The organism is Pseudomonas mucoides (assembly GCF_015461845.1).
GTDB classification, from domain to species: Bacteria; Pseudomonadota; Gammaproteobacteria; order Pseudomonadales; family Pseudomonadaceae; genus Aquipseudomonas; species Aquipseudomonas mucoides.
Genome location: NZ_JACOPW010000005.1, coordinates 238,285 through 261,867, shown reverse-complemented (window position 1 = coordinate 261,867; position 23,583 = coordinate 238,285). Strand labels below are relative to the sequence as shown.

Sequence of the window (23,583 nt, the reverse complement as noted above, 5' to 3'; positions counted from 1 at the left end):
CTTGTTGTTCCGGGAAAGATGCGCTGAGTGTAGCGAAGGTCCTTGCCCGACCCACGCTCCATCAGATTGCTGAATGGCCCGAACAAACCGTGGGCGCGTGTGGTTCAACTAATCCTGGAAAAAACGAAATAAACAGGCCTTCGAAAAACATTAAAAAAACATGGAATTTTCCGACTCACGCACCAGTCGGACGTTGTAAGCAGCTTGAATTAATAACCTTCCAGCTGACCGTTAAAAGACAGGTCAATCCAGAACACTTCCAACAAGGAAATAATAGACATGGGCACAATTCTGATCGTTATTCTGATCCTCTTGCTGATCGGTGGTCTGCCGGTTTTCCCACACTCCAGAAGTTGGGGTTATGGCCCGTCGGGTATCATCGGCGTCGTCCTGGTAGTGCTGTTGATTCTGCTCTTGCTTGGCAGGATCTAACGGATATAACGAATTAACGGACAAAAAAAGAGGCCCTTGAAAAAGGGCCTCTTTTTATTGCGCCGAAAACTTAGTCCGGCTTGCCGTCCACAACACCCGCGGTGTTGTCGAGCAGGCTCTTGGTCGCGGTTTGCAGGAACGACTCAAGCTTGAGCTTCAACTCGGCAGTGCGTGGATCGTTCGGCACGATCTCGGCATGCGGCTTCGCGCCCAGTTCATAGCGGTACATCTTTGGCTCCATTTCCTTCTCTTTCGGCAACACCAGAATCTGGTCAGCCGTGAGAATGGCCGTGGTCTGTTCGCTGCCTGACGGCTTGATCACACCAAAACCGGTGTCGCCTTCCGGCAGGTTGAGCAGGTCGCGCCCCCAGCACTGATGGCGCACTTCGCCACCGATACGCCCCATGATGGTCGGCACGATGTCGATCTGAGTGCCCACGGTGTGGTCACGCTGGCCGAACTTTTCCTGGATACCCGGTGCAATCATCAGCATCGGCACGTTGAAACGGCCCAGGTCCATTTCGGTGATTTGCTGCTCGTTACCGAAACCGTGGTCACCCACGATCACAAACAGGGTCTCCTTGAAGTACGGCTCTTTACGCGCTTTCTCGAAGAACTGACCCAACGCCCAGTCGGAGTAACGCATGGCGGTCAGGTGTTCGTTGAGGCTGCCGCGATCGGTCACGCGCTCGACCGGCAATGGCGTCGGCAAGGCGTACGGCGTGTGGTTGGACAGCGTCTGCAGCAGGGCATAGAACGGCTTGCCGTTTTCCCGGGCCTTGAGCTCTACCAGGCCACGGTCGAACATGTCCTGGTCGGACACGCCCCAGGTCGGATCGGAGAACACCGGGTTGACGAAGTCGTTACGACCGATGAAGTTGGTCATGCCCTGGTTGCTGAAGAAGCCCGACTGGTTATCCCAGGCGAAATCACCGTTGTAGACGTACACGTCGTCGTATTTTCGGGCGCTGAGCAACTGTGGCAGGCCGGACAGTTTGTGGCTGCCTTCAGGGGTCTGCATCAGGTATTCGAAACCCGGCAGGTTCGGGAAGCACGCCATGGTGGCGAACATGCCCTGGTGGGTATGGGTGCCGTTGGAGAAGAAGCGGTCGAACAGCAGGCCTTCCTTCGACAGTTTGTCGAGGTACGGCGTGATGTTGCCCGGGCCGCCCAACGCGCCGACCGAGTGACCGGCCATGCTTTCCATCAGGATCACGACCACGTTCTTGATCGGCAGGGTCTTGTCGGCCGGTGGTGTGTAGTCACGACGCACGGCGGCTGTTTCAGCATCCACCAGTTTTTCGTCTTTCATCACCAACATGTCACGCACGGTCTGCTGAGCCAGAGGCTGCGGCAGTGTGGCTTTCCAGATGTTGTCGCGATCTTCGGAGATCCGGCTCTTGGCCGCCGCGATCAGCGACAGCGTGCCGTTGAGGCCCAACTGGTTGGCGAAGTTCGAGTCGGTGGTGTAGACGTCACCCCAACGCAGCGGCGGTCCCTGGCGCAGGGTGCCCCGAGCGGCGACCACGCAGACCAGCAGACAGACCACGAACACGACGCCTCGCGCATACCAGGGGGCGATCTGACGCGTGCCGATGCTGCCGCCACTGAATGGGCCACGAGGCCGGGTCGCACGGTCGGCGCCCTTGAACGCCAGGGTCAGGATCAATGTGCCAAAGGCCCACGCCAGCAGATAGCGAACCACCGGGAAACCGTACCAGAGCATGCTCATCACGGTTTTCGGGTCTTCCTTCACGTACTGGAAGACCAGGCCATTGAGGCGCTGGTGGAACTCGCGGTAGAAGTCCATCTCCATCAGGCCGAGGAACAGCGCAATGCTCGACGCAATGGTCAGCCAGAACCGGAAGAAACCGCGAGCAGCCATGGCCCGCGCGCTGAACAACGCCAGCAATAGCGGAACGCTGAGGTAAACCACCAGGCGCAGGTCGAAACGCAGGCCGTTGGCGAACGCTTCAAGGAAAGTCGAAGCCGGGGTGTCGAGGATCATCGAGCGGTTGTAGACCAGCAGCGCAACACGCAGCAGGCTGAACATGACCATCATGATCAAGGCACATAGCAGCGTGTAGGCCAGATGCGATTTGACGGTCGGTTGCAGCAGGCGACTAGAAGCTCGCTGCTGATTCAGGGCGTCCGGGTTTGCCATGTCGTTTAAGGACCCATTGGAAGTTGAAGTTTCAAAAAATACAGCGGCGCCCTGCCCTCTATTGACCATTGCTTGGCCCCGGGGCTTGCGCGATGCGCAAATGTTGCACCATCACCCGCCTCATTGCCATTGATTACTGTTTGGCTGACAGATGCGGGCGGATTGTCTTGGAGGCTTTGTGAAAATTTTGTGCAACGCATATCCGGAAACACAATAAAGCCGCGCACGGCTGAAAACGCAAACGCCCCGAACCAGTCGGGGCGTTTTGCTGAACGACGCTGTAATTACTTCTCGGCGCGTTCTTTCAGGGCTTTCAGGGTATTGAATGGTGCATCGACCACGAACTTGTTGGCAATCATCGATGGCACGCTGCCGCCTGGCTCGGTGTGCACCTGATAGGTCACTTCGACCTGGTCACCCTTGGGCACGAACTTCCAGAACCCGTCGACTTTGGCGACGCGCACGAAACCTTTTTCTTCCGGAATGTATTTCGGTACACCTTCGAGCTTGCGGGTCATGCTTCCATCGGCGCCTTCAACGGTGGTGATGTGCAGCACCGAATCACGTGCCGTGACGGGCCACGGGGTATTGAATTGGGTATAGGTCCAGCTCTGGTCGCCTTCGTGCTTGAGCGACTTCTGCATTTTGCAGTCGTGAATCCAGGCACAGGCACCGGACGCGTCTTCTTGCAGAGCGCGCAGTTTGGCGACGGTGGTCTTCATCAAAGTGACGCCCTGATAGGCCTTGTAGTCCGAACCCGGTACTTCGGCCAGAGAGATCTTGATGCCGTCTTCGTTCTTGGCGACCTTCCAGTCTTCGGCCTGGGCAGCCGTAGCAGCCAGAACCGCAGTCAATCCACACAACACAGCGATACGATGCAGTGAACCCATGGTTTTATTCCTTATTGTTGAAGTTCCGTTGGTTGAACACATCACGCCGCCGTCATTTGCTCCCACCATCCCAGCAATTTGATCGCCTCGTCACTGCTACTGCCGCAGACTTCGATATCGGCTTCAAAAGCCGAACAGACTGCGGGGCGTTCGGGTTTGCCGAAGATGCTGCACAAGTTATCGACCGAAAGTTGCACGCAACGTTCGCCAGCGGCTTTGCCATGGGGCATACCGGGAATCGGTGAACTGATGGAAGGGGCAATGCAACAGGCGCCACAGCCTTCACGGCATTTCATGACGACGAGCTCCTCACGAGGTGTGATGTGTAAAAGGACAGGGCACAGAGTAACCGCTAAAACAGTTGTTTAAAATTACCCGGACCGGGGTTTTTTCATTCAAATCCGTGTGACTGACCAGTCTCCGACAAAGCGTCTGGCCAGCGGCTCACGGATGGGAACGATTTACTGCTTGAACTCGAAATCCAAGGCTGCGCCTTCGACGTCCCGACGCTCTTCATTGCGCAGCTGCAATTGCATTTCGTTACTGAGCAGCCGACCGTTGAGCTGAAACGGGCTACTGCCGGACTTTTCACCAAACATTTGTGGCAGCAGCGCATCGTGACTGGGCAGCGGCACGGTGCCGATCGGTTTCAGTTCCTGGGCCATCTGCGGTGGCAGTCTCAAGTCAAGTTTGACGGGAGGCAGTTGGGTTTTCACCACTTCACTGGGCGCCTTCGACTTGGCGGCAATGGGTGGACGCTTTTTCACCACCGCCGTTGGCTTTTTCACCGTCGTGGCCTTTTTCGCAGGCAGCGGTTTTTTTGCGGTTGCGCTGGCGGCAGGTTTTTCCTGGGCAGCCGCTGCCATGACGCCTTCAGCGTGAACGGTCATCAACAGGCAAAGAAACAGGCAGACGGCAGGAAAAATCGGTTTCATGAACCCAACAGCAGTAACGGCAGAGGGCCATATGCTCGCCTGTTGCGCGCCACATGACAAGCTCCGCCGAGAACCTCCCTCCCGACTGCTCAGAAGCCGCCGGCCGTCTCCTGGCAAAGTTGCGTCGCCAGCATCCCCAACGTCATCAAGGCCCGTTCGGCTTCACGGTTCCAGGGTATGCCGCAGTTCAGCCGGATGCAGTGATTGAACTGTTCGGTGTTACTGAAGATAAGCCCCGGCGCAATACTGATGCCCTGCTGCAACGCCCGTACGTGCAATTCCTGGGTGTTGACCCGCCCCGGCAAACTGACCCACAAGATGAAGCCGCCGGTCGGCCGGGTCATCTGCGTGCCTTCAGGGAAGTATTGCTGAACGGCGAGCTGGAAGGCGCTGAGGTTCTTGCGGTATTCCTGGCGGATGTAGCGCAAATGTCGGTCGTAGCCGCCGTTTTCCAGATACGCCGCAATGCCCATTTGCGTAACACTGCACGCCGAATGGGTACTGAACGTCTGCAGGCGCTGGATTTCCTGCTGGTATTTGCCGGCAATCATCCAGCCGATCCGCACGCCCGGCGACAGGGTTTTGGAGAAGCTTGAACAATAGATGACCCGATCCAGCCGATCATAGGCCTTGAGTGATTTGGTACGCCCCTGCTCGAACATCAGTTCGCCGTAAATATCGTCTTCGACAATCTGGATGTCGAAATCAGACGCCAGGCGCAGCAATTGTTTCTGCCGCTCCTCGGGCATGGTCCCACCCAAGGGATTGCTCAGTCGCGTGGTCAGCACCAGCGCCTTGATCGACCATTGGTTGGCCGCCAGTTGCAGTGCTTCCAGGCTCATACCGGTGGCAGGATCACTCGGGATTTCGATCACTTTGAGGCCGAGCAAGTCGGCCAGTTGCAGCAGACCGTAATACGTCGGCGATTCGGCGGCGATCAGGTCGCCCGGCCGGGTCAATACCCGCAGTGACATCTGCAACGCGTCGACGCAGCCGTGGGTGATGACCACTTCGGAAGGATCGACTACCACGCCGGCATCGCGCATACGGATCGCCACTTGTCGGCGCAACGGTTCAAAACCGGGGCTGAACATGTAGCTGAAGGCTCGCGGGCTATGGAAACGAGTGACTTTGGCCAATTGCTGATGCAGCGCCCGCACCGGCAGGTAATCGACACTGGGCACTGCGGCACCCAACGGAAAAACACCCTCGCGGCGGGATTCGACCAACACTTGTTGAATGATGCTGCTGCGCGTGACCAGGCCAGGACGCTCGACCCGGGCGATGTCCGGCGTCGGCGCAGTCAGGGCCGGCGTCTGGTGAACGTAGTAGCCCGACTGCGGCCGGGCGCGGATCAGCCCTTGATCTTCAAGATTGGCATACGCCTGCAACACCGTCGCATGGCTGACGTTGAGCTGCGAGCTCATCTTGCGCACCGAAGGCACGCGCTCCCCCGGTTGATAGACACCACGGCGGATGTCTTCGGCCAGTTGTTGAGCAATACGTTGGTAGAGCAAGAGATTGGTCATGACGCAGCACTCGATTTCACGGGCATTTTATTCTTGTGTGAAACAATACCGGAACAGTTTAGAAGTGTACTGGGACAGTTGCCACAATAGTCGACCGTACAGTGCAGTGTCAGCAAAATCTGTACTGCTTTTTGCGATCAACCCTGCAAAAAGCAGACGAAAAAAAACCCGACTCTGTCTGGCAGGCCGGGTTTGCTACAAGATTTCGGGGGTAATTCGCTTTCGCGAACCTACCTTTCCAAAGATGCTTAGCGGGCGGCGCCGAGCTGGCCTTTTTCGTCGGAGAACACAATTTCCACCCGACGGTTCTGCGCACGGCCACGCTCGGAAGCGTTTACGTCCACCGGGTATTCATCGCCGTAGCCTTCAACTTGAATGCGTTTGTCGTCGATGCCCAAATCCATCAGGACGTCAGCCACCGATTGCGCACGGTCACGGGACAGCTTGAGGTTGTCCTGCTTGCCGCCGGTGCTGTCGGTATAGCCTTCGATCCGCACCACGCGTTTCGGATTGAGCTGCAGGAACTGAACAATCTTCAGCACCACACGGTTGGCCGAATTTTTCAGCTCGGCTTCACCGGTATCGAACAGCACATCGCCCAAGGTCATCACCAGGCCACGATCCGTCTGGGTGGTCGCCAGCGCGACAATCTGCTCTTCGAGCCACTTGCCCTGTTGCTGAACGCTGAGCAATTTGGATTCGCGCAATGCCAGTTGCAGACGCTGACGCTCCAGTTCGAGCTTCGCCGCGCGCTCTTCGTTGAGCACCAGATTGGTGTGCTCCCGGGCAATCTCGCTGTAGCGCTGGCTCAGGTAGGCGTAATGCACCACGTCCGAACCGCTGCCCCAATAGCTGGACAGACGATCGGCGCGGGCCAGCGACTCACCGGCGCGGATCACGTCCTTGGGCGCGATGCGCAGCACATTGGAGTCTTCCTTGACCTTCTGGAAGTCGGCGCCCGCTTCTTGCAAAGCGGCGTCACTGTGCTGGCCAGCGCAGCCATACAGGCTGGTGCAGCCGACGAGGATCAAGCTGGCGAGCGCTTTCGACTTCAGGCTCATTGGGCATCTCCCAGTTGCTTGCGCAGACGGGTGATACGGGTATTGAGCACGTTCAATTGCTCCTCGCTCTTGAGGGTCAACACCTTGGCTTCGGCCAGGCGCGCGTCCAGTTCGGCCTGCTCGGCCCGCATGCGCGCATGTTTGTAGGACTGCTCGGTCATATTGCTTTGGGCACGGGCGAATTTTTCTTCGGCCAGTTTCATTTCCGGCATGTCGTCGGCGGTGGCGCCCACGGCTTTTGCCTGGACGAGTGCCTGTTCGGTCAGGCGAATCTGTTCATTCGGCGCCGGATCGGCTGCACAACCCGCCAGAGCCAGAACGGCCAGGGCAGCGAAAAGAGGTCGAATACTCACTAAGAATCCCTACTGTTTTGGGGTACTGACAGGTTGTTGCTGCTGCTGTTGCTGCGCTTTCCAACGCTCGATATTGCGTTGCAACGCGGTGTCCGTCAGTCCTGAGGCGGGCAATTCTGTCATCTTTTTGGCCAGCTGTCCGCGCAACCACGGATCGTTGCAGGCGGAGTTATGGGAAACCGCGAGGTACAGACCGGGTTTGTCGATTGGCTCGGCACGGGGGACCAGGTCATTGGCCATGCTCAGCGCCTGCGCGGCCGCCATGCCGGAGTAGCGTCCGGCGAGTACAAATTCCACCTCGCCCAAGAGTAATTTCTGAAAGGCCTGGGTCAGGTTGGGCGTACGGGTGAGGGTCAATTGCTGATCGGCAAAAGTGCCGAAATCCGGGGTCATTCGAGACTTTTCCGACAATGCGCCGGGATGGCCGTGGAGGTCCTGGGCCTGGTTGTAGATCAATGCCGAGTCTTTGCGAGTCCAGACGAGGTAATCGTTTTCCAGCAACGGCGGATGAATGTAATCCAGGGTTTCCAGTTCGCTCACGGTCAACGTTGCATCGGCCAACATGTCCATGCGCCCGCTGCGTACTTCGTCCAGCGCCTGGGCGCGTTTGCCGGCATACAGCAACTCGACCTTGATGCCCAACTCCCCCGCCACTTGCTGCAACAGGTCAGCACTGGCACCGATCAGCTTTTTAGGGTTTTGCGGGTCTTGCCACAAATACGGTGGTGCGTCCGGGCTGCCGGTCACAATCAGTCGATCGCACTTGCCCGCCGCATTGGACAAGGTCGGCAACATCGTCAGGCCCAGCAATAACGACCAGCCACACACGCGACGCAGATCCATGGCAACACTCTCCCACTCAACTCCGGAACAAAAAAAAAGCCCGACCAAAAGGTCGGGCTCTTTATAAGTCAGGCCGCTGGATTAGACCAGCTTCTCGAACTCGGGGATTGCTTCGAACAGGTCTGCCACCAGGCCGTAATCGGCCACCTGGAAGATCGGCGCTTCTTCGTCCTTGTTGATCGCAACGATCACTTTGGAGTCTTTCATGCCGGCCAGATGCTGGATCGCGCCGGAGATACCGACCGCGATGTACAGCTGTGGAGCAACGATCTTGCCGGTCTGACCGACCTGCATGTCGTTGGGTACGAAACCTGCGTCGACCGCGGCGCGGGAAGCACCGACAGCAGCGCCCAGCTTGTCAGCCAGGGCGTACAGGTGTTTGAAGTTGTCGCCGTTCTGCATGCCACGACCGCCGGAAACGACGATTTTGGCAGCGGTCAGTTCCGGACGATCGGACTTGGCCAGCTCTTCGCCAACGAAGCTGGAGATCGCAGCATCGTGAGCAGCAGCAACGGACTCAACCGCAGCCGAACCGCCTTCAGCAGCAACCGGGTCGAAACCGGTGGCACGCACGGTGATGACTTTCACCGAAGCGTTGGACTGAACGGTCGCGATGGCGTTACCGGCGTAGATCGGGCGCTTGAAGGTGTCAGCGCTTTCGACCGAGATGATCTCGGAGATCTGGTCAACGTCCAGCGCAGCGGCAACGCGCGGCAGGATGTTTTTGCCGTTGGAAGTCGCGGCAGCCAGGATGTGGCTGTAGCCCTTGCCCAACTCTGCAACCAGAGGCGCTACGTTTTCCGGCAGTTGGTGAGCATAGGCAGCGTTGTCAGCTACCAATACTTTGCTCACGCCAGCGATTTTCGCAGCAGCTTCAGCCACGGCGCCAACGCCCTGGCCTGCAACCAGAACGTGGATGTCACCACCGATTTTGGCAGCGGCAGCCACGGTGTTCAGTGTGGCCGGGGCCACTACTTTGTTGTCGTGTTCAGCAATAACCAAGATAGTCATTTAGATTACCTTCGCTTCGTTTTTCAGTTTCTCGACCAGTTCAGCCACCGACTTGACCTTGATACCCGCGCTGCGTGCAGCAGGCGCTTCGACTTTCACGGTCTTGTTGGTGGAGGCGGTGGAAACGCCCAAAGCGTCCGGAGTCAGCACTTCGAGAGGCTTCTTCTTGGCTTTCATGATGTTTGGCAGGGACGCGTAGCGCGGCTCGTTCAAACGCAGGTCGGTGGTGACGATGGCCGGCAGTTTCAGGGAAACTGTCTGCGCGCCGCCGTCGACTTCGCGAGTCACGGCAACGCTGTCGCCGCTGATTTCGACTTTCGAAGCGAACGTGCCCTGACCGTAGCCGCTCAATGCAGCGAGCATCTGGCCAGTCTGGTTGTTGTCGCTGTCGATGGCTTGTTTGCCAAGGATCACCAGCTGCGGCTGTTCCTTGTCGACAACGGCCTTCAGCAGTTTGGCAACGGCCAGAGAAGTCAGGTCTTCGGCGGATTCGACGAGGATGGCGCGGTCGGCACCCAGAGCCAGCGCGGTGCGCAGTTGCTCTTGAGCGGTGGACGGGCCGACGGAGACGACGACGATTTCAGTCGCAACGCCTTTCTCTTTCAGGCGTACGGCTTCTTCCACGGCGATCTCGCAGAACGGGTTCATCGACATCTTGACGTTGGCAAGATCGACGCCGGAATTGTCCGCCTTGACGCGGACCTTGACGTTGTAATCCACAACGCGTTTGACAGCTACAAGAACCTTCATGGATTCCTCGTTACTCTCCGGTGAAAAGAAAGTCGCCTAGGCGAACCTGGCGGTTGATGCTCATCGGGCGCAAGGGCACCTCTAAAAACGCCGGCAAACGTGTCAAGTGACCATCGCTCATGAAGTGCATGACCGTTCGTCAGTGGTGACCAACGAGTCATTCAATATCGCGACGTGTAAACTGCGAGCCAAACCTGAGCTGCGCATCACTTGCCACTGCCATCGCCCTGTCTTTAGAGGTGCTCTTGAAACCAACAGTCAGCCTACGGCGAGCGCAAAACCGACCGTATCTTGACCGGAACGCCTATTCCGGTCAATACGGCAAAATGGCCGTTCGTAAGCCGCGTGACTTTGATTTCTCTGGCTTTGAGCCAATTCAAACAAACGTTTGTATTGGACGCTAGGAGTGGTGTAGATATAATGCGCCACCCAGAGAGAAAGGTGACTAATCGATTGTCCCCTCCCAGCATCAGTGCAGGGATTCATGGATGCGACACCAAACCTCCAATTAGAAAAAAAACTGTTGAGCCTTGAGTAGGAGATAACCTGTGGAACGCGAATACATGGAATTCGACGTCGTCATCGTCGGTGCCGGCCCCGCTGGTCTTTCCGCTGCCTGCCGCTTGAAGCAGAAGGCTGCTGAAGCCGGTAAGGAAATCAGCGTCTGCGTGGTCGAAAAAGGCTCCGAAGTCGGTGCTCACATTCTGTCCGGTGCCGTGTTCGAACCACGCGCCCTGAACGAACTGTTCCCGGACTGGAAAGCACTCGGCGCCCCGCTGAACACGCCGGTCACCCGCGATGACATCTTCGTTCTCAAGAATGCTGAAAGCGCGCAAAAGATTCCTGACCTCTTTGTGCCCAAGACCATGCACAACGAAGGCAACTACATCATCTCCCTGGGCAACCTGTGCCGCTGGCTGGCTCAGCAGGCCGAGAACCTGGGCGTGGAAATCTACCCGGGCTTCGCTGCCCAGGAAGCGCTGATCGACGAGAATGGCGTGGTTCGCGGGATCATCACCGGTGACCTGGGCGTTGACCGCGAAGGCCATCCGAAAGAAGGCCTGTACACCCCGGGCATGGAACTGCGTGGCAAATACACGCTGTTCGCCGAGGGCTGCCGTGGCCACATCGGCAAGCAACTGATCCAGCGTTTCAACCTCGACAGTGAAGCCGACGCCCAGCACTACGGCATCGGCCTGAAGGAAATCTGGGAAATCGATCCGGCCAAGCACCAGCCAGGCCTGGTGGTTCACACTGCCGGCTGGCCGCTGGACATCATGGGCACCGAGAACACCGGTGGTTCGTTCCTCTACCACCTGGAAAACAACCAGGTGGTCGTCGGCCTGATCGTCGATCTGTCCTACAGCAACACGTACCTGTCGCCGTTCGACGAGTTCCAGCGCCTCAAGCATCACCCGGTGCTCAAGCAGTACCTGGAAGGCGGCAAGCGCGTCAGCTACGGCGCGCGTGCCATCTGTAAAGGTGGCCTGAACTCGCTGCCGAAAATGGTCTTCAAGGGCGGCGCGCTGATCGGTTGCGACCTCGGCACCCTGAACTTCGCCAAGATCAAAGGCAGCCACACCGCGATGAAGTCCGGCATGCTCGCCGCTGAATCCGTGGCCGAGGCGCTGTTCGCTGAAAAAGACAGCACCGAAGAGTTGACCACTTACGTCGACGCCTTCAAAAAGAGCTGGCTCTACGACGAGCTGTTCGCCAGCCGCAACTTCGGCCCGGCGATCCACAAGTTTGGCGCCATCGTCGGCGGCGGTTTCAACTGGCTGGACCAGAACATCTTCGGCGGCAAACTGCCGTTCACCTTGCACGACACCAAGCCGGATTACGCTTGCCTCAAGCTGGCGGCCGACTGCAAGAAGATCGACTACCCGAAACCGGACGGCAAAATCAGCTTCGACAAACTCAGCTCGGTGTTCATCTCCGGTACCAACCACGAAGAAGAACAGCCTTGCCACTTGAAGCTGACCGACCCAAGCATCCCGATCAGCAAAAACCTGCCGCTGTACGATGAACCTGCCCAGCGTTACTGCCCGGCCGGCGTATACGAAGTGATCACCAAGGAAGACGGCGAGAAGCGCTTCCAGATCAACGCCCAGAACTGCGTTCACTGCAAGACCTGCGACATCAAGGACCCTGCACAGAACATCACCTGGGTGACACCGGAAGGTGCTGGCGGCCCGACTTACCCGAACATGTAAGCCGAACCTCTGAACATCAAGGCTCCCGAAATGGGGGCCTTTTTGTTGCCCGCGATTTCACCGACACCACAAATCCCCCTGTAGGAGTGAGCCTGCCAACTCAGGCAGCGCGCTCATCCCCCGGATTACGCTCGAAGTAGCGCTTGTACTCCCGACTGAACTGCGACGTACTCTGATACCCCACCCGATGCGCCACCTGCGCCACGCCCAAGCCTTCAGACAGCAACAACTGCTGCGCCTTGAGCAAACGCAAGCGCTTCAGATACTGCACCGGCGACAACAACGTGCTGCGTTTGAAATGCTCGTGAAACGTCGACGCACTCATGTTCGCGCAACTGGCCAGCGTCTCGACATTCAGCGGCTCGGTGTAATGTGCATGCAGATGACTGAGCGAAGCCGCGACCCGGGCGAATTGCCCTTGTTGCTCCACCAGTGCACGCAACACATCGGCTTGCGGCCCGCGCAACGCGACGAACAACAACTCACGCAAACGCGCCTGCCCCATCACTTGGCATTCCAGCGGATCGTGCAGGCAACGCAGCAACCGTTCGACACACCCGCGCATCGCGTCGTCGAGTACCGTCGAGGTCATCGACTCCAGCGTCTGTGCCGCAATACTGCGCCCCGCCACCAGCCCCATGGCCAACACCAATTCGCCGAGCAACGTGCGGTCGATCGCGATGGAAATCCCCAGCATCGGCCCCTCCGGCGCGGCAAAGGTTTCGCACTCGAACGGCACCGGCAAGGCCTGAATCAGATAATGGCCGGCGCCGTACTCCAGCGTGCGCGGGCCCAGGTATGCCAATTTGCTGCCCTGGACGATGATGACCAGACTCGGCTCATAGATCTGCGGACCACGGGCCACATCGCAACTGGCGCGCAATACCTGCACGCCCGGCAACGCGGTGGGCGCGAAGCCGTCGCGAGTGGTCAGCGGCTGGATCAGCGAAACCAGCGTGGCATTGGCATCGAGATGTCGGGTCAACAACATGGGAGCTCTTCACAAAAATGTCGCGGAAAAAGGGATGAAAGCATCTTCGCAGGTCTGACCGCGCATTTGATCAATCCAGCGTGGATGCCGGAGGAATAGGCATGACACCCGGAGGAATCGCCATGGTCGATGCCAGGTGCGGCGCCCAGAATGCACCGCCTCACTTGTCACTGCTTTAGCGAGGTTCCTCATGTACACCGCCATCGGATACGCCGCCCAGTCGGCCACCACTCCCCTCGCCCCCGTGAAATTCGAACGCCGCAGCCCTCGGGCCGACGACGTGGCGATCGAAATTCTCTACTGCGGCGTCTGCCACTCCGACATCCACCAGGCCCGCAACGAGTGGGGCATTGCCGTGTACCCGCTGATGCCCGGCCACGAAATCGTCGGCAAAGTCACCGCCATCGGTGCGAACGTTACCAAGCATAAAATCGGCGATCTGGTTGGTGTCGGTTGCATGGTCGATTCCTGCCGCAGCTGCGAAGCCTGCCAGTCCAACCTTGAGCAATATTGCCTCGAAGGTCCGACCATGACCTACGCCACCCCGGACCGGGTCGATGGCAGCAACACCATGGGCGGCTACTCGGACAGCATCGTGGTCAGCGAGCACTTTGTCGTGCGCATCCCGGAAAAACTCGCACTGGCCAGCGCCGCACCGATCCTGTGTGCCGGCATCACCACCTATTCGCCGCTCAAGCATTACGGGGTCAAGGCCGGCGACAAGGTCGGGATCCTCGGCATGGGCGGCCTCGGCCACATGGGCATCAAGTTCGCCAAGGCGATGGGCGCCGAAGTGACGCTGTTCACCCGCTCGGCGAGCAAGGCCGAAGAAGGTCGTCGCCAGGGTGCGGACCACGTGATCGTGTCCACCGATGCCGACCAGATGAAAGCCGCTGCCGGCTACTTCGACTTCCTGCTCGACACCATTCCGGTGCAGCACGATCTCAACCCGTACCTCGACACCCTGCGTTTCGATGGCGTGCACATTCTGGTGGGTCTGATCGAACCGATCGATCCGCCGGTCCATGCCGCCAAACTGGTGTTGGGCCGTCGTGTGCTCGCCGGTTCGCTGATCGGCGGCATCGCAGAAACCCAGGAAGTGCTGGATTTCTGCGCCGAACACAACATCACCTGCGACATCGAAATGCTCGACATCCGCCAGATCAACGAGGCTTACGCCCGCATGATCGCCGGTGATGTGAAGTACCGCTTCGTGATCGACATGGCGACCTTGAAGGTCTAAACCTTCGCGCCGAGTTCTGCCGAGAGCCGGGCTGTGACCCCTTTTATCAGGGGGATCAGCTCGGCCATTTTTTCCAGCGGCATATAAGGCACGGTGCTGGCGATGCTGATGCCGGCGACGATGCGCTTGCTGGCATCACGGATCGGCGCCGCCACACAGCGGATCGACGGCTCGTTGTCTTCCAGATCGAAGGCGTAGCCACCCGCCACATACTCGACCATGCGCTGCTGAAACTGCTCCCAGGATTGCTCCGGGTGCTGCGGCCAAAACAGATTTTTCCCACCCGCTGGCAAGCTGACTTCGTACAGCCGTTGCCATTCTTCCTGCGAGTCATCAAGCATCAAGGCCTTGCCGATCCCGGTGCGGGCCAACGGCATGCGATGGCCGACCCGCGAACGCATTTCCGGGCCATTGCGCCCCGGATTCTTGTGCAGGTACAGCACCTCGTCACCTTCGCGGATCGCCAGGTGAATGGTGTCACCGGTCAACGCCGACAACTCATCCAGATACGGCCCGGCCAAGGTCACCAACGGCAACTCTTCGCGCGCCTGGAAACCCAGTTCGATCAGCTTCGGCCCCAACAGATAACCGACTTGCGGCACCACACGCAGGTAACGCTCGTCCACCAGGCAACTGGCCAGACGATGGGTGGTGCTGCGCGTCGTGCCGATCAGCCGGGCGATTTCCTTGAGATCGCGGGCGCCGCTGGCCACGGCCTGAACCACACCCAGGCCACGAAGCAGTGTCTGGGTGCCGGTCGGGGCGGCGTCCTTGGCGATTTTTGGGGCGTCTTCCTGCATATCCAGCCTTTACCGTTGAGCGAGTGAACGGGCGGCATTATGGTCGCCCGATGCCTGCCACTACAACTTGATACGCTCGACTTTGCCCACCAGCAAGATGTAGGAAAGCGCGCCAATCAATGCCAGCACCGAGATGTAGGTAATCGCCGGGGCAAACGAATCCCCGGTCGCCAGGAAACCGATGACAATCGGCGTGGTAATCGCCGACAGGTTGCCGATGAAGTTGAACACCCCGCCGGTCAGTCCCAGCAAACGCGCCGGTGCCAGCGTTGACACCAGTGACCAGGTGATCGACGCCAGCCCGTTGCCGAAGAACGCCAGTGCCAGGAACGCAATCACCAGCGGCGTCGACTCGACGAAGTTGGCGCCGATGATCGAGGTGGAAATCAGCAGGCCGCCAATGATCGGCAGCTTGCGAGCGAAACCCACCGTGTAACCGCGACGAATCAGGAAGTCGGAGAAGAACCCTGAGCACAACACGCCGACGAAGGCCGCGAGAAACGGCAACGACGCCAGCAGACCGGACTTGATGAAGTCCATGCCGCGATACTTCACCAGGTAGGTCGGGAACCACGTCAGGAAAAACCACAACGTCGAGTTGAGGCAGAACTGGCCGAGGTAGATGCCCCACAGTTTGCGTTTGGTCAGGACAACCCCTAGGTCGGTCCAGCTGAATTTCGCTTTGACTTTGGCTTGCTCGGCCTGGATATCCACCAACCCGCCGCCCTCGCGGATCAGGTCGATTTCGGCGTCGTTGGCGCCTTTGAAATCACGGGGCTCGCGGTACACCGCGTACCAGATCACCGCCCACAGAATGCCCACCGCACCGGTGCTGACGAACACCATGTGCCAGCCGAATTCGTGCTGAAGCCAAGCGAGAACCGGCGTCAGGAAGGCCAGGCCGACAAACTGCCCGGAGGTGTAGAAACCGATGGCCGTGGCGCGCTCGCGCTCGGGGAACCAGGTGGTGACCACGCGGCTGTTGATCGGGTACGCCGGCGCTTCCAGGGCCCCGACCGCCATGCGCAGGACGAACAGCGCGATGAAGCTGGCGGCGAAACCGAGCATCACGGTGGCAATCGACCACAGCAGCAAGGCGACGCTGTAGAGGATGCGCGGCGGCACACGGTCCACCAGCCAGCCACCGGGGATCTGCATGGCGGCGTAGGTCCAGCCGAAAGCCGAAAAGATCAGCCCGACGTGGATCGGATCGATGCCCAGTTCGCTGGTCAGCGCCGGGGCGGCGATGGAGAGGTTGCTGCGGTCCAGGTAGTTGATCACCACGGTGATGAACAGCAGGACCATGATGAAAAATCGCTTGCGACTGGGCGTCACCAACGACGCTTGCCCGGCGAGGGTTTGCGGTTGCATGAGGAGTGCCTCTTCTTATGTTTATTGAGGTCGTTCGAAAGACTGGCGCAGGCCTCTTGCAGGAGTGAGCCTGCTCGCGACAGAGGTGTGTCATTCAGCATTGATGTCACTGACACACCATCGCGAGCAGGCTCACTCCTACAGGGGATAGTGGTGAGTCAGAAAGCACTCACCACTCAGCAAAACTACCATCGGCATGGCGCCAGATCGGGTTGCGCCAGCGATGGCCGACCGCCGCGCGTTCGATCACGTATTCCTCGTTGATCTCGATCCCCAGCCCCGGGCCATTCGGAATCTTCACGAAGCCTTTGTCGTAATCGAACACCCGCGGATCTTTCACGTAATCGAGCAGGTCATTGCTCTCGTTGTAGTGGATGCCCAGGCTCTGTTCCTGGATGAACGCGTTGTAGCAAACCGCGTCCAGTTGCAGGCACGCCGCCAGCGCAATCGGCCCCAGCGGGCAATGCAGCGCCAGCGCCACGTCATAGGCTTCGGCCATGTTGGCGATCTTGCGGGTCTCGGTGATGCCGCCGGCATGCGACGCATCCGGCTGGATGATGTCGACGTAACCTTCACTCAGCACACGTTTGAAATCCCAGCGCGAGAACAGGCGCTCACCGAGGGCAATCGGGGTGCTGGTCAGCGGCGCCAGTTCTTTCAGCGCCTCGTAGTTTTCGCTGAGCACCGGCTCTTCGATGAACATCAGTTTGTACGGATCGAGCTCCTTCATCAGCACCTTGGCCATTGGCTTGTGCACCCGGCCATGGAAGTCGACGCCGATGCCGACGTTCGGCCCGACCGCGTCACGCACGGCAGCGACGTTGGCCAGGGCGAGGTCGACCTTCTCGAAGGAATCGAGGAATTGCAGCTCTTCGGTGCCGTTCATTTTCACCGCCGTGAAACCACGGGAAACCGCTTCTTTCGCCGCACGAGCGGTGTCTGCCGGCCGGTCGCCGCCGATCCACGAATACACACGAATCTTGTCGCGCACCTGACCACCGAGCAGATCGCTGACCGACACGCCCAGGGCCTTGCCCTTGATGTCCCACAGCGCCTGATCGATACCGGCCAGCGCGCTCATGTGGATCGCACCGCCCCGGTAGAAGCCGCCGCGATAGAGCACGGTCCAGATGTCTTCGATGTTGCGTGGGTCTTTGCCGATCAGGTAGTCGGACAATTCTTCAACGGCCGCCGCCACGGTGTGGGCGCGACCTTCAACCACAGGCTCGCCCCAACCGGTCACGCCCTCGTCGGTTTCGACCTTGAGGAAGCACCAGCGCGGCGGAACGATGAAGGTGGTCAGTTTGGTAATTTTCATTGTCTTGTCTCTCTTATTAGAGGCAGCGCTCACCGCGCCAAAAAGTCTTAGCGAAGGGCTTTCCAGGCAGCCACGTAGGCCTTGGCATTGACGGCCACGTCCTCTGGTGTCATTCCCGGTTTGAACAAGCCGGAACCGAGACCGAAACCTTTGACGCCCGCGTCGATAAACACCTGCATGTTGTCGGGCGTGATCCCGCCGACCGGCGCCAGAATGGTCCCGGCGGGCAATACCGCGAGCCAGGCTTTGACGACTGCCGGCCCCATCTGCTCGGCAGGAAACATCTTCAGCACGTCAGCACCTTCGGCCAATGCGGCAAACGCTTCGGTCGGTGTCGCCACACCCGGCGACAGGAACAACCCCGCCGCTTTCGCTGCGCGCAGCACTTTCGGGTCGCTGTGCGGCATGACGATCACTTGGCCGCCAGCGGCTTTCACCTGCTCGACCTGCTCCGGTGTCAGCACCGTGCCGGCGCCGATCAGGCAATCGGCGGGCAAGGTGCTGCGCAGGATGCGGATACTTTCGTACGGTTCAGGGGAATTGAGCGGCACTTCGATGACGCGAAATCCGGCGGCGTACAGGACTTCGCCGATGGCCGCCGCTTCTTCCGGGCGCAGGCCACGCAGGATCGCGATCAGGCCGTTTTGCGCCAAGGCGTGTTTGAGCATGTCAGACCTCCAGTCAGGTTTAACGGGATGGGTTGGAAGTGATCAGTCCGGCGGCAAGCGCCAACTGCCACAACCCGCGTTCAGTGGCTTGTTCGGCCAGCGTCACCCGGGCAAACCCGCAGGCGTCGAGGGCCCGGCTGTAGCGGGCACAGAGGTGGGCATTACCGATGAGGATGATCGAAGGCAGGTGCACGCTATTGCGCCGACGCCGCTGGGCCGTCGCCAGCGCCGACAGCTCATGACCGATCAACAAGCCCGACAGATAATCCGCCTGGGCCGTGGCGCTCAGATCACCGGTCAGCCCCAGGCTGCGGGCACTGAACACCGTCGACAGCGGACCGATTTCGCCGTCTGGCGACAACGCCACTTGCACACCACGATCAAAAGCCTGGCCATCGAAGGACGCGCCCTGCTGCTGGGTGCGCCCCAAAATGCTGTGTTCGCTGAGCACGGCGAAGATTTCGCCGGTCATGAAGGTATCGAAATGCACGATGCAGCCGTCGGCCACTTCCACCCATTTCGAATGACTGCCCGGCAGGCCGATCAACAGGTCGCTGCCCGCCTCGCTCGACAGGGTTTGCAGAACACCAAGGACCTGGGTTTCTTCGCCGCGCATGACATTTGGCAAACGCGACCGCTGAATCACACCCGGCACGATGTGCACATCGACACCGCGAAGACTGCGAACCGTTTGCAGGGAAGTGCCGAGATTGGCGACGTTCGCCGGTGTATCGCGGTAAGCCGCTTCACGCCAACCCTGGGCGCTGCCGACCATGCCGCAGGCAATCACCGGCAAATCCGGCTGTGCATCGAGCCAGTCACCGCACGCCTCATCGAAGGCCAGTTCGAAACCGTCGGCGCATTCCTGACCGTTAATGATTCGCGGCGTGCGCGGCAGCTGCATGATCCCCGACGACAGCGAACGCTGTTCGAGCACCTGGCCACCTGCGGCGAGTTTGTAAGCACGTAATGAGGTTGTCCCCCAATCGAGCGCGATCAATTGCGCCAGCATCGCTTCACCTGTTTTGTTTATTGGCAGTGAGTGAGCCGGACTATAAACCCGGAAGCAGGATAATCTCAATATATAAATATCACTCCCATATATTGGGATATGCGCAAAAAAATCGCAGCTCATGGCTGCGATCTTTTAAACGACAAGGCTGACGATCAATTACCCTCGGCAAACTCGCGCAACACCTTTCCATCCATCCGATACCGAACCCACTCTTCCTGCGGCTGCGCGCCCAGCGATTTATAAAACTCGATCGCCGGTTTGTTCCAGTCCAGCACGCTCCACTCAAACCGTCCGCAATCATTGGCGCAGGCGATTTTCGCCAGGTGGCGCAGCAAGGTTTTACCCGCCCCGCCGCCGCGTTGTTCAGGGGTGATGTAAAGGTCTTCGAGGTACAGGCAGTTGCTGCCGAGCCAGGTGGAGTAGCTGAAGAAGAATACGGCGAAGCCGATCGGCAGGCCGTCGCGCAGGCAGATCAGGCCGTGGGCGGTGGCGCCTTCGCTGAACAGGCTGCGCTCGATGTCGGCGACGCTGGCGATGACTTCGTGGCGGGCACGTTCGTAGTCGGCCAGTTCAGTGATGAACCCGAGGATTTGCGGTGCATCGCTGGGGGTCGCCGGGCGGATCTCGATCGTCATGGGGACGTGCCTTCGTCAAAGGTTGAAAACGCCATACTAAGTTGCCACGCTGCGTCCGTCACATGGGAAATTGATCCTGAATCATGGCCCAGCTGCTACACAGGGTTGTGTTGTGGCTGAAAACTTTTTCACTTAACAGGATGTTTATGAACACTGATGCTTTCGCGCCACTGCAAATCCTCGCCGCTGACTTGCTGCCCCATGCGCTGGAGCCTTCAGAGGACGGCGCCCATGACCTGTCGCATTTGCAGAGGGTCTGGCACAACGCGCGCGCAATTCACGCGCAGGAAGGCGGCGATCTTGAGGTGTTGCTCGCGGCGGTGCTGTTGCATGATTGTGTGGCGGTGGAGAAGAACTCTCCGCTGCGTTCGCGAGCATCACGACTGGCCGCCGAAAAAGCATCTGTCGTATTGGCCGACCTGAATTGGTCACGCGCCAACATCAGCGCAGTGGCCCACGCCATCGAAGCTCACAGCTTCTCCGCCAACATTCCCGCGGCATCGCTCGAAGCGCAAATCATGCAGGACGCTGACCGCCTTGATTCCCTCGGCCTGCTCGGTGTCGCGCGCACGTTCTACGTTGCCGGGCGCATGGGCAGCGCGTTGTACGACCCGCTGGACCCGGACGCACAGCATCGCGACTACGACGATAAACGCTTTTGCCTCGACCATTTCCAGACCAAGCTGCTGCACCTGGCGGACGGCTTCCAGACCGCAACCGGTCGAGACCTGGCGCAGATCAGGCATAAGCGCCTGAAGGGTTTCATGGAGCAATTCAAGGAAGAGATCGGCGCCTGCTGAAGGCGATACTCCGGCGAGCACTAACCCTGAAATCGGTAACCACAGACCTAACATCGGCGCCCTCCGTGATAGATAGATAACGCTCACGTCTATCGGGTCAAGGAACCGCGTCATGTCCAGCGCAACACCCCCAGTCTCCAGCCGGTTGTTCGGTCTGTTTTGCCTCGCCAGCTATTTGCTGTCGCTGTCCTATGGCGCAACGTTTTTACTGTCGTTGCTGATCGGCTCACGCGGCGGCAATGAACACGATGCCGGCAGCGTGATTTCGGCGGCCATGCTCAGCACCTTTGCGGCGGTGATCGTCTCCGGGCATTTGTCTGACTGGCTCGGTGCTGCGCGGTCGATTGCCGTGTTTGGCGTGTTGCTGGTGGCGGCCAGTCTCGGCTTCGCCTTGACCCCGGGCTTCGGCAACCTGCTGCTGTTTTTCGGACTGTTGCTGGGGCTGGGTTGGGGCGTGTTCTACACCCTCGGGCCGATCATCGTGGCCAGCCTGGTGACGTCGGCCCAACGCGCCAAATACTTTGCGTTGCTGTCGGGCAGCATGATGACCGGGATTGGCAGCGGCCCGTTGCTGGGCCGTGCCGCCAGCGCCCTCGGTTATCCGGTGACCGCCGCGTTTTACCTCGCCGCACTGGCCAGCCTGATCGGCGTTTTACTGTTCTGGCGACTGGATGCACAGCTCAAGAAAGCGCCCGCGCCTGCCTCTTCGGTCGCACGGATTTCCTGGCGCGCAACGGCTCAAGTGCTGTCGTCCAAAGCTGTGTTCCCGATCATCATGGTCGGTCTCGGCGGTTGCGTGTTCGGCGGTCTGTCGAGCTTCCAGACCAGTTACGCCGCATCCCGTTCGCTGGACTACTCACTGTTCTTTTTCGGCTTCATGGGCGCGGCGATCAGCAGCCGCATGTTGATCGCAGGCATCGTGGTCAAGCGTGACCCGTTCCGCGCCTCCTGCCTGTTGTCGGGCCTGATGATGGGCTCGATTGTGGTGTTTGGTTTCGTGGTCGACAGCGGGTTCAGCTATGTACTGGCGGCGGTGATGCTCGGTGTCGGATACGGGCTGACCTATTCGGTGATCAATGGCCTGGCGGCCAACGAAGCGCCGCACGGCACGACCTCACAAGCCTTGCTGTTGTTCAGCCTCGCCTACTTCATCGGTGTGTTTGGATTTCCTTTGCTGGCGGGGACAATCATCGTTGAACACGGGATGCCGACGCTGCTGCTGACCGTGTTGGCCGTGGCTGTCCTGAACTGGCTGATCACCGTGGGCCGGTTGATCTGGCGTCGGTTTGCGCCGGCTAAAGCCGTGCAGCCAGCCTAGACCGTTCGTCGTTCCTCAGGCACCAATGCAAATCCCGGGCGGACCAACATCAGGTAAGGACTCTATTAAACGGAGACGATGCCATGTTCATGTCCAGGTTGACCGCCCTCGCCCTCACCACGCTGCTGTCCTCTGCCGCATTCGCCGCGACACTCGCTGAAGGAACCGGCCCGACCAACCCGGTCGAGGGCCCGAAAGCGCCCGCCATCCAAAGCGCACCCGGCATGAACACCAACGGCTCCGGCATCGACAACAGCCTGCCGCCCTCCACGGGCACTGACCCACGGACTCAGGGCAACGACGCCGGCCGTCAAGGCGGGCTGAATTTGCCCGACACGCGCACACCCGATAACGCCGGCAGTGGCATCGGCTCGAAAACCACCACCGGCGGCTCGGGTTCCGAAGGGGCCGCCAATTAATAGCTCGCCGCCGCGAGCAACCTCTCCACCACCATCCAGAGGTAAGCATGAACGACGATAACAACCTGGAAAAAGAAGTCCTGATCCGCCTGCTGCACGCCCACCCAAGTGGCTTGGGCAAGGAGGTCCTGGACAATTATCGCGGGGAGAAAGTCGTGGCCAGCACCCTCGCCGCCCTACAGGACCGAGGGCTGATTCAACACGGCCATGTGACGTGCAACGAAGCGGGTGAGCACTCGCTGAACCTGCCGATCAAGCTCAGTTGCGCCGGGGTTGAAGCGGCACGCAAACTGGAAATCTGAACACTCTGAAGCCAGGAGAGATCCCATGCGTCGTGGAAGCAAAGACAAATACACCGCCGAGCAAAAGCGCAAGGCCGAGCACATCGAAGAAAGCTATGAACACAAAGGTGTGTCCAAGGATGAAGCCGAGGCCCGCGCCTGGGCCACGGTGAACAAGCAGTCGGGTGGCGGTGAACGCGCCGGGGGTTCCGGGCGCAAGAAACCGGCCAGTGCCAAGTCCGAGGATCGCAAGGAATCATCGCGGCGGGCGGTGGCGACCCGTGAAGGCCATTCGCGTAACAGCAAGGCTTCGCGGGATACGCAGACGGTTGATAGCCTGATGAAAGAGGCTCGAGCGAAGCAGATTCCCGGGCGGTCCGGGATGCGCAAGCAGGCGTTGATTGAGGCGTTGCGCAAGGCTGGGTAAATTCAGAACCTGCGGTGAATTGACTGGCCCCTTCGCGAGCAGGCTCGCTCCCACATAGGATCAGTGCACGACGCAGATCAACGGTAGGAGCAAGCCTGCTCGCGAAGGCTATCGTT

25 protein-coding genes are annotated in these 23,583 nt (G+C 59.4%); 8 read left to right on the top strand and 17 right to left on the bottom strand.

The window, feature by feature from the left end:
* The first annotated feature begins 273 nt into the window (after positions 1-273).
* Complete coding sequence (locus H8F22_RS22300; RefSeq protein WP_172825980.1) at positions 274-432, top strand: DUF3309 family protein; 159 nt, start codon at positions 274-276, stop codon at positions 430-432.
* A 70-nt stretch (positions 433-502) separates the two neighbouring features.
* Here H8F22_RS22300 and H8F22_RS22295 read toward each other — a convergent pair whose 3' ends face one another.
* From H8F22_RS22295 to H8F22_RS22250, 10 genes are all read right to left on the bottom strand, one after another.
* Positions 503-2,596, bottom strand: a complete 2,094-nt coding sequence (locus tag H8F22_RS22295) for an LTA synthase family protein (RefSeq protein WP_059182355.1) — start codon at positions 2,594-2,596, stop codon at positions 503-505.
* Between the two features lie 284 nt (positions 2,597-2,880).
* Positions 2,881-3,486: an START domain-containing protein gene (locus tag H8F22_RS22290; RefSeq protein ID WP_027924082.1), complete on the bottom strand. Its 606-nt coding sequence runs from the start codon at positions 3,484-3,486 to the stop codon at positions 2,881-2,883.
* A 41-nt stretch (positions 3,487-3,527) separates the two neighbouring features.
* Complete coding sequence (locus H8F22_RS22285) at positions 3,528-3,782, bottom strand: YkgJ family cysteine cluster protein (protein WP_027924081.1); 255 nt, start codon at positions 3,780-3,782, stop codon at positions 3,528-3,530.
* 165 nt (positions 3,783-3,947) lie between these two features.
* A complete protein-coding gene (locus H8F22_RS22280) occupies positions 3,948-4,421 on the bottom strand; it encodes a hypothetical protein (RefSeq protein ID WP_027924080.1) in 474 nt (157 codons plus the stop codon).
* 89 nt (positions 4,422-4,510) lie between these two features.
* A complete protein-coding gene (locus H8F22_RS22275) occupies positions 4,511-5,950 on the bottom strand; it encodes an aminotransferase-like domain-containing protein (RefSeq protein WP_027924079.1) in 1,440 nt (479 codons plus the stop codon).
* A 248-nt stretch (positions 5,951-6,198) separates the two neighbouring features.
* Complete coding sequence (locus H8F22_RS22270) at positions 6,199-7,011, bottom strand: OmpA family protein (protein WP_059182354.1); 813 nt, start codon at positions 7,009-7,011, stop codon at positions 6,199-6,201.
* Complete coding sequence (locus tag H8F22_RS22265) at positions 7,008-7,364, bottom strand: DUF4398 domain-containing protein (protein WP_027924077.1); 357 nt, start codon at positions 7,362-7,364, stop codon at positions 7,008-7,010. The genes H8F22_RS22270 and H8F22_RS22265 overlap by 4 nt, the downstream gene beginning before the upstream one ends.
* 9 nt (positions 7,365-7,373) lie before the next feature.
* A complete protein-coding gene (locus tag H8F22_RS22260) occupies positions 7,374-8,207 on the bottom strand; it encodes a substrate-binding periplasmic protein (protein ID WP_027924076.1) in 834 nt (277 codons plus the stop codon).
* Positions 8,208-8,288: 81 nt separating this feature from the next.
* Positions 8,289-9,218: an electron transfer flavoprotein subunit alpha/FixB family protein gene (locus tag H8F22_RS22255; RefSeq protein WP_027924075.1), complete on the bottom strand. Its 930-nt coding sequence runs from the start codon at positions 9,216-9,218 to the stop codon at positions 8,289-8,291.
* Positions 9,219-9,968, bottom strand: coding sequence for an electron transfer flavoprotein subunit beta/FixA family protein (locus tag H8F22_RS22250; RefSeq protein WP_007945693.1), 750 nt, complete (start codon positions 9,966-9,968; stop codon positions 9,219-9,221). It abuts the gene before it with no gap.
* Positions 9,969-10,516: 548 nt separating this feature from the next.
* Here H8F22_RS22250 and H8F22_RS22245 point away from each other — a divergent pair.
* The gene (locus H8F22_RS22245; protein ID WP_194940688.1) at positions 10,517-12,181 is read left to right on the top strand and encodes an electron transfer flavoprotein-ubiquinone oxidoreductase; all 1,665 of its coding nucleotides are present in this window, start codon (positions 10,517-10,519) and stop codon (positions 12,179-12,181) included.
* A gap of 100 nt (positions 12,182-12,281) precedes the next feature.
* Here H8F22_RS22245 and H8F22_RS22240 read toward each other — a convergent pair whose 3' ends face one another.
* Entirely contained in the window at positions 12,282-13,172 is an 891-nt protein-coding gene (locus H8F22_RS22240; RefSeq protein WP_027924073.1) for an AraC family transcriptional regulator, read from the bottom strand.
* 190 nt (positions 13,173-13,362) lie between these two features.
* On the opposite strand from H8F22_RS22240, the gene H8F22_RS22235 reads away from it, so the two are divergent.
* On the top strand, positions 13,363-14,415 hold the full coding sequence (locus H8F22_RS22235) for an NAD(P)-dependent alcohol dehydrogenase (RefSeq protein WP_027924072.1): 1,053 nt from the start codon (positions 13,363-13,365) through the stop codon (positions 14,413-14,415).
* Here H8F22_RS22235 and H8F22_RS22230 read toward each other — a convergent pair.
* The 6 genes from H8F22_RS22230 to H8F22_RS22205 form a co-directional block, all read right to left on the bottom strand.
* A complete protein-coding gene (locus tag H8F22_RS22230; RefSeq protein ID WP_027924071.1) occupies positions 14,412-15,215 on the bottom strand; it encodes an IclR family transcriptional regulator in 804 nt (267 codons plus the stop codon). The two genes, H8F22_RS22235 and H8F22_RS22230, sit on opposite strands and share 4 nt — an antisense overlap.
* Positions 15,216-15,275: 60 nt before the next feature.
* The gene (locus H8F22_RS22225) at positions 15,276-16,586 is read right to left on the bottom strand and encodes an MFS transporter (RefSeq protein WP_027924070.1); all 1,311 of its coding nucleotides are present in this window, start codon (positions 16,584-16,586) and stop codon (positions 15,276-15,278) included.
* Between the two features lie 169 nt (positions 16,587-16,755).
* Positions 16,756-17,904 carry a galactonate dehydratase gene (gene dgoD / locus H8F22_RS22220; RefSeq protein ID WP_007903915.1) on the bottom strand — a complete coding sequence of 383 codons (1,149 nt, stop codon included), beginning with the start codon at positions 17,902-17,904 and terminating at the stop codon, positions 16,756-16,758.
* A gap of 47 nt (positions 17,905-17,951) precedes the next feature.
* Complete coding sequence (locus tag H8F22_RS22215; protein ID WP_027924069.1) at positions 17,952-18,572, bottom strand: 2-dehydro-3-deoxy-6-phosphogalactonate aldolase; 621 nt, start codon at positions 18,570-18,572, stop codon at positions 17,952-17,954.
* 19 nt (positions 18,573-18,591) lie between these two features.
* Complete coding sequence (locus tag H8F22_RS22210) at positions 18,592-19,584, bottom strand: 2-dehydro-3-deoxygalactonokinase (RefSeq protein ID WP_059182351.1); 993 nt, start codon at positions 19,582-19,584, stop codon at positions 18,592-18,594.
* 155 nt (positions 19,585-19,739) lie between these two features.
* Positions 19,740-20,222 carry a GNAT family N-acetyltransferase gene (locus tag H8F22_RS22205; RefSeq protein ID WP_027924067.1) on the bottom strand — a complete coding sequence of 161 codons (483 nt, stop codon included), beginning with the start codon at positions 20,220-20,222 and terminating at the stop codon, positions 19,740-19,742.
* Between the two features lie 146 nt (positions 20,223-20,368).
* Between H8F22_RS22205 and H8F22_RS22200 the strand changes: the two genes are divergently transcribed.
* The 5 genes from H8F22_RS22200 to H8F22_RS22180 all read left to right on the top strand — a co-directional run bounded on the left by H8F22_RS22200 (position 20,369) and on the right by H8F22_RS22180 (position 23,467).
* Positions 20,369-21,022, top strand: coding sequence for an HD domain-containing protein (locus H8F22_RS22200; protein ID WP_194940687.1), 654 nt, complete (start codon positions 20,369-20,371; stop codon positions 21,020-21,022).
* Between the two features lie 112 nt (positions 21,023-21,134).
* The gene (locus H8F22_RS22195; RefSeq protein ID WP_194940686.1) at positions 21,135-22,340 is read left to right on the top strand and encodes an MFS transporter; all 1,206 of its coding nucleotides are present in this window, start codon (positions 21,135-21,137) and stop codon (positions 22,338-22,340) included.
* 83 nt (positions 22,341-22,423) lie between these two features.
* Entirely contained in the window at positions 22,424-22,759 is a 336-nt protein-coding gene (locus tag H8F22_RS22190) for a hypothetical protein (protein WP_059182349.1), read from the top strand.
* 47 nt (positions 22,760-22,806) lie between these two features.
* Complete coding sequence (locus H8F22_RS22185; RefSeq protein ID WP_027924063.1) at positions 22,807-23,061, top strand: hypothetical protein; 255 nt, start codon at positions 22,807-22,809, stop codon at positions 23,059-23,061.
* A 25-nt stretch (positions 23,062-23,086) separates the two neighbouring features.
* Complete coding sequence (locus tag H8F22_RS22180) at positions 23,087-23,467, top strand: termination factor Rho (RefSeq protein ID WP_027924062.1); 381 nt, start codon at positions 23,087-23,089, stop codon at positions 23,465-23,467.
* Positions 23,468-23,583 lie beyond the last annotated feature (116 nt).

Coding starts and splice junctions, on each gene's coding strand:
- H8F22_RS22295 (WP_059182355.1), bottom strand. CDS start 2,596: ATGGCAAACCCGGACGCCCTGAATCAGCAGCGAGCTTCTAGTCGCCTG.
- H8F22_RS22290 (WP_027924082.1), bottom strand. CDS start 3,486: ATGGGTTCACTGCATCGTATCGCTGTGTTGTGTGGATTGACTGCGGTT.
- H8F22_RS22285 (WP_027924081.1), bottom strand. CDS start 3,782: ATGAAATGCCGTGAAGGCTGTGGCGCCTGTTGCATTGCCCCTTCCATC.
- H8F22_RS22280 (WP_027924080.1), bottom strand. CDS start 4,421: ATGAAACCGATTTTTCCTGCCGTCTGCCTGTTTCTTTGCCTGTTGATG.
- H8F22_RS22275 (WP_027924079.1), bottom strand. CDS start 5,950: ATGACCAATCTCTTGCTCTACCAACGTATTGCTCAACAACTGGCCGAA.
- H8F22_RS22270 (WP_059182354.1), bottom strand. CDS start 7,011: ATGAGCCTGAAGTCGAAAGCGCTCGCCAGCTTGATCCTCGTCGGCTGC.
- H8F22_RS22260 (WP_027924076.1), bottom strand. CDS start 8,207: ATGGATCTGCGTCGCGTGTGTGGCTGGTCGTTATTGCTGGGCCTGACG.
- H8F22_RS22255 (WP_027924075.1), bottom strand. CDS start 9,218: ATGACTATCTTGGTTATTGCTGAACACGACAACAAAGTAGTGGCCCCG.
- H8F22_RS22250 (WP_007945693.1), bottom strand. CDS start 9,968: ATGAAGGTTCTTGTAGCTGTCAAACGCGTTGTGGATTACAACGTCAAG.
- H8F22_RS22240 (WP_027924073.1), bottom strand. CDS start 13,172: ATGTTGTTGACCCGACATCTCGATGCCAATGCCACGCTGGTTTCGCTG.
- H8F22_RS22235 (WP_027924072.1), top strand. CDS start 13,363: ATGTACACCGCCATCGGATACGCCGCCCAGTCGGCCACCACTCCCCTC.
- H8F22_RS22230 (WP_027924071.1), bottom strand. CDS start 15,215: ATGCAGGAAGACGCCCCAAAAATCGCCAAGGACGCCGCCCCGACCGGC.
- H8F22_RS22225 (WP_027924070.1), bottom strand. CDS start 16,586: ATGCAACCGCAAACCCTCGCCGGGCAAGCGTCGTTGGTGACGCCCAGT.
- dgoD (WP_007903915.1), bottom strand. CDS start 17,904: ATGAAAATTACCAAACTGACCACCTTCATCGTTCCGCCGCGCTGGTGC.
- H8F22_RS22215 (WP_027924069.1), bottom strand. CDS start 18,572: ATGCTCAAACACGCCTTGGCGCAAAACGGCCTGATCGCGATCCTGCGT.
- H8F22_RS22210 (WP_059182351.1), bottom strand. CDS start 19,584: ATGCTGGCGCAATTGATCGCGCTCGATTGGGGGACAACCTCATTACGT.
- H8F22_RS22205 (WP_027924067.1), bottom strand. CDS start 20,222: ATGACGATCGAGATCCGCCCGGCGACCCCCAGCGATGCACCGCAAATC.
- H8F22_RS22200 (WP_194940687.1), top strand. CDS start 20,369: ATGAACACTGATGCTTTCGCGCCACTGCAAATCCTCGCCGCTGACTTG.
- H8F22_RS22195 (WP_194940686.1), top strand. CDS start 21,135: ATGTCCAGCGCAACACCCCCAGTCTCCAGCCGGTTGTTCGGTCTGTTT.
- H8F22_RS22190 (WP_059182349.1), top strand. CDS start 22,424: ATGTTCATGTCCAGGTTGACCGCCCTCGCCCTCACCACGCTGCTGTCC.
- H8F22_RS22185 (WP_027924063.1), top strand. CDS start 22,807: ATGAACGACGATAACAACCTGGAAAAAGAAGTCCTGATCCGCCTGCTG.
- H8F22_RS22180 (WP_027924062.1), top strand. CDS start 23,087: ATGCGTCGTGGAAGCAAAGACAAATACACCGCCGAGCAAAAGCGCAAG.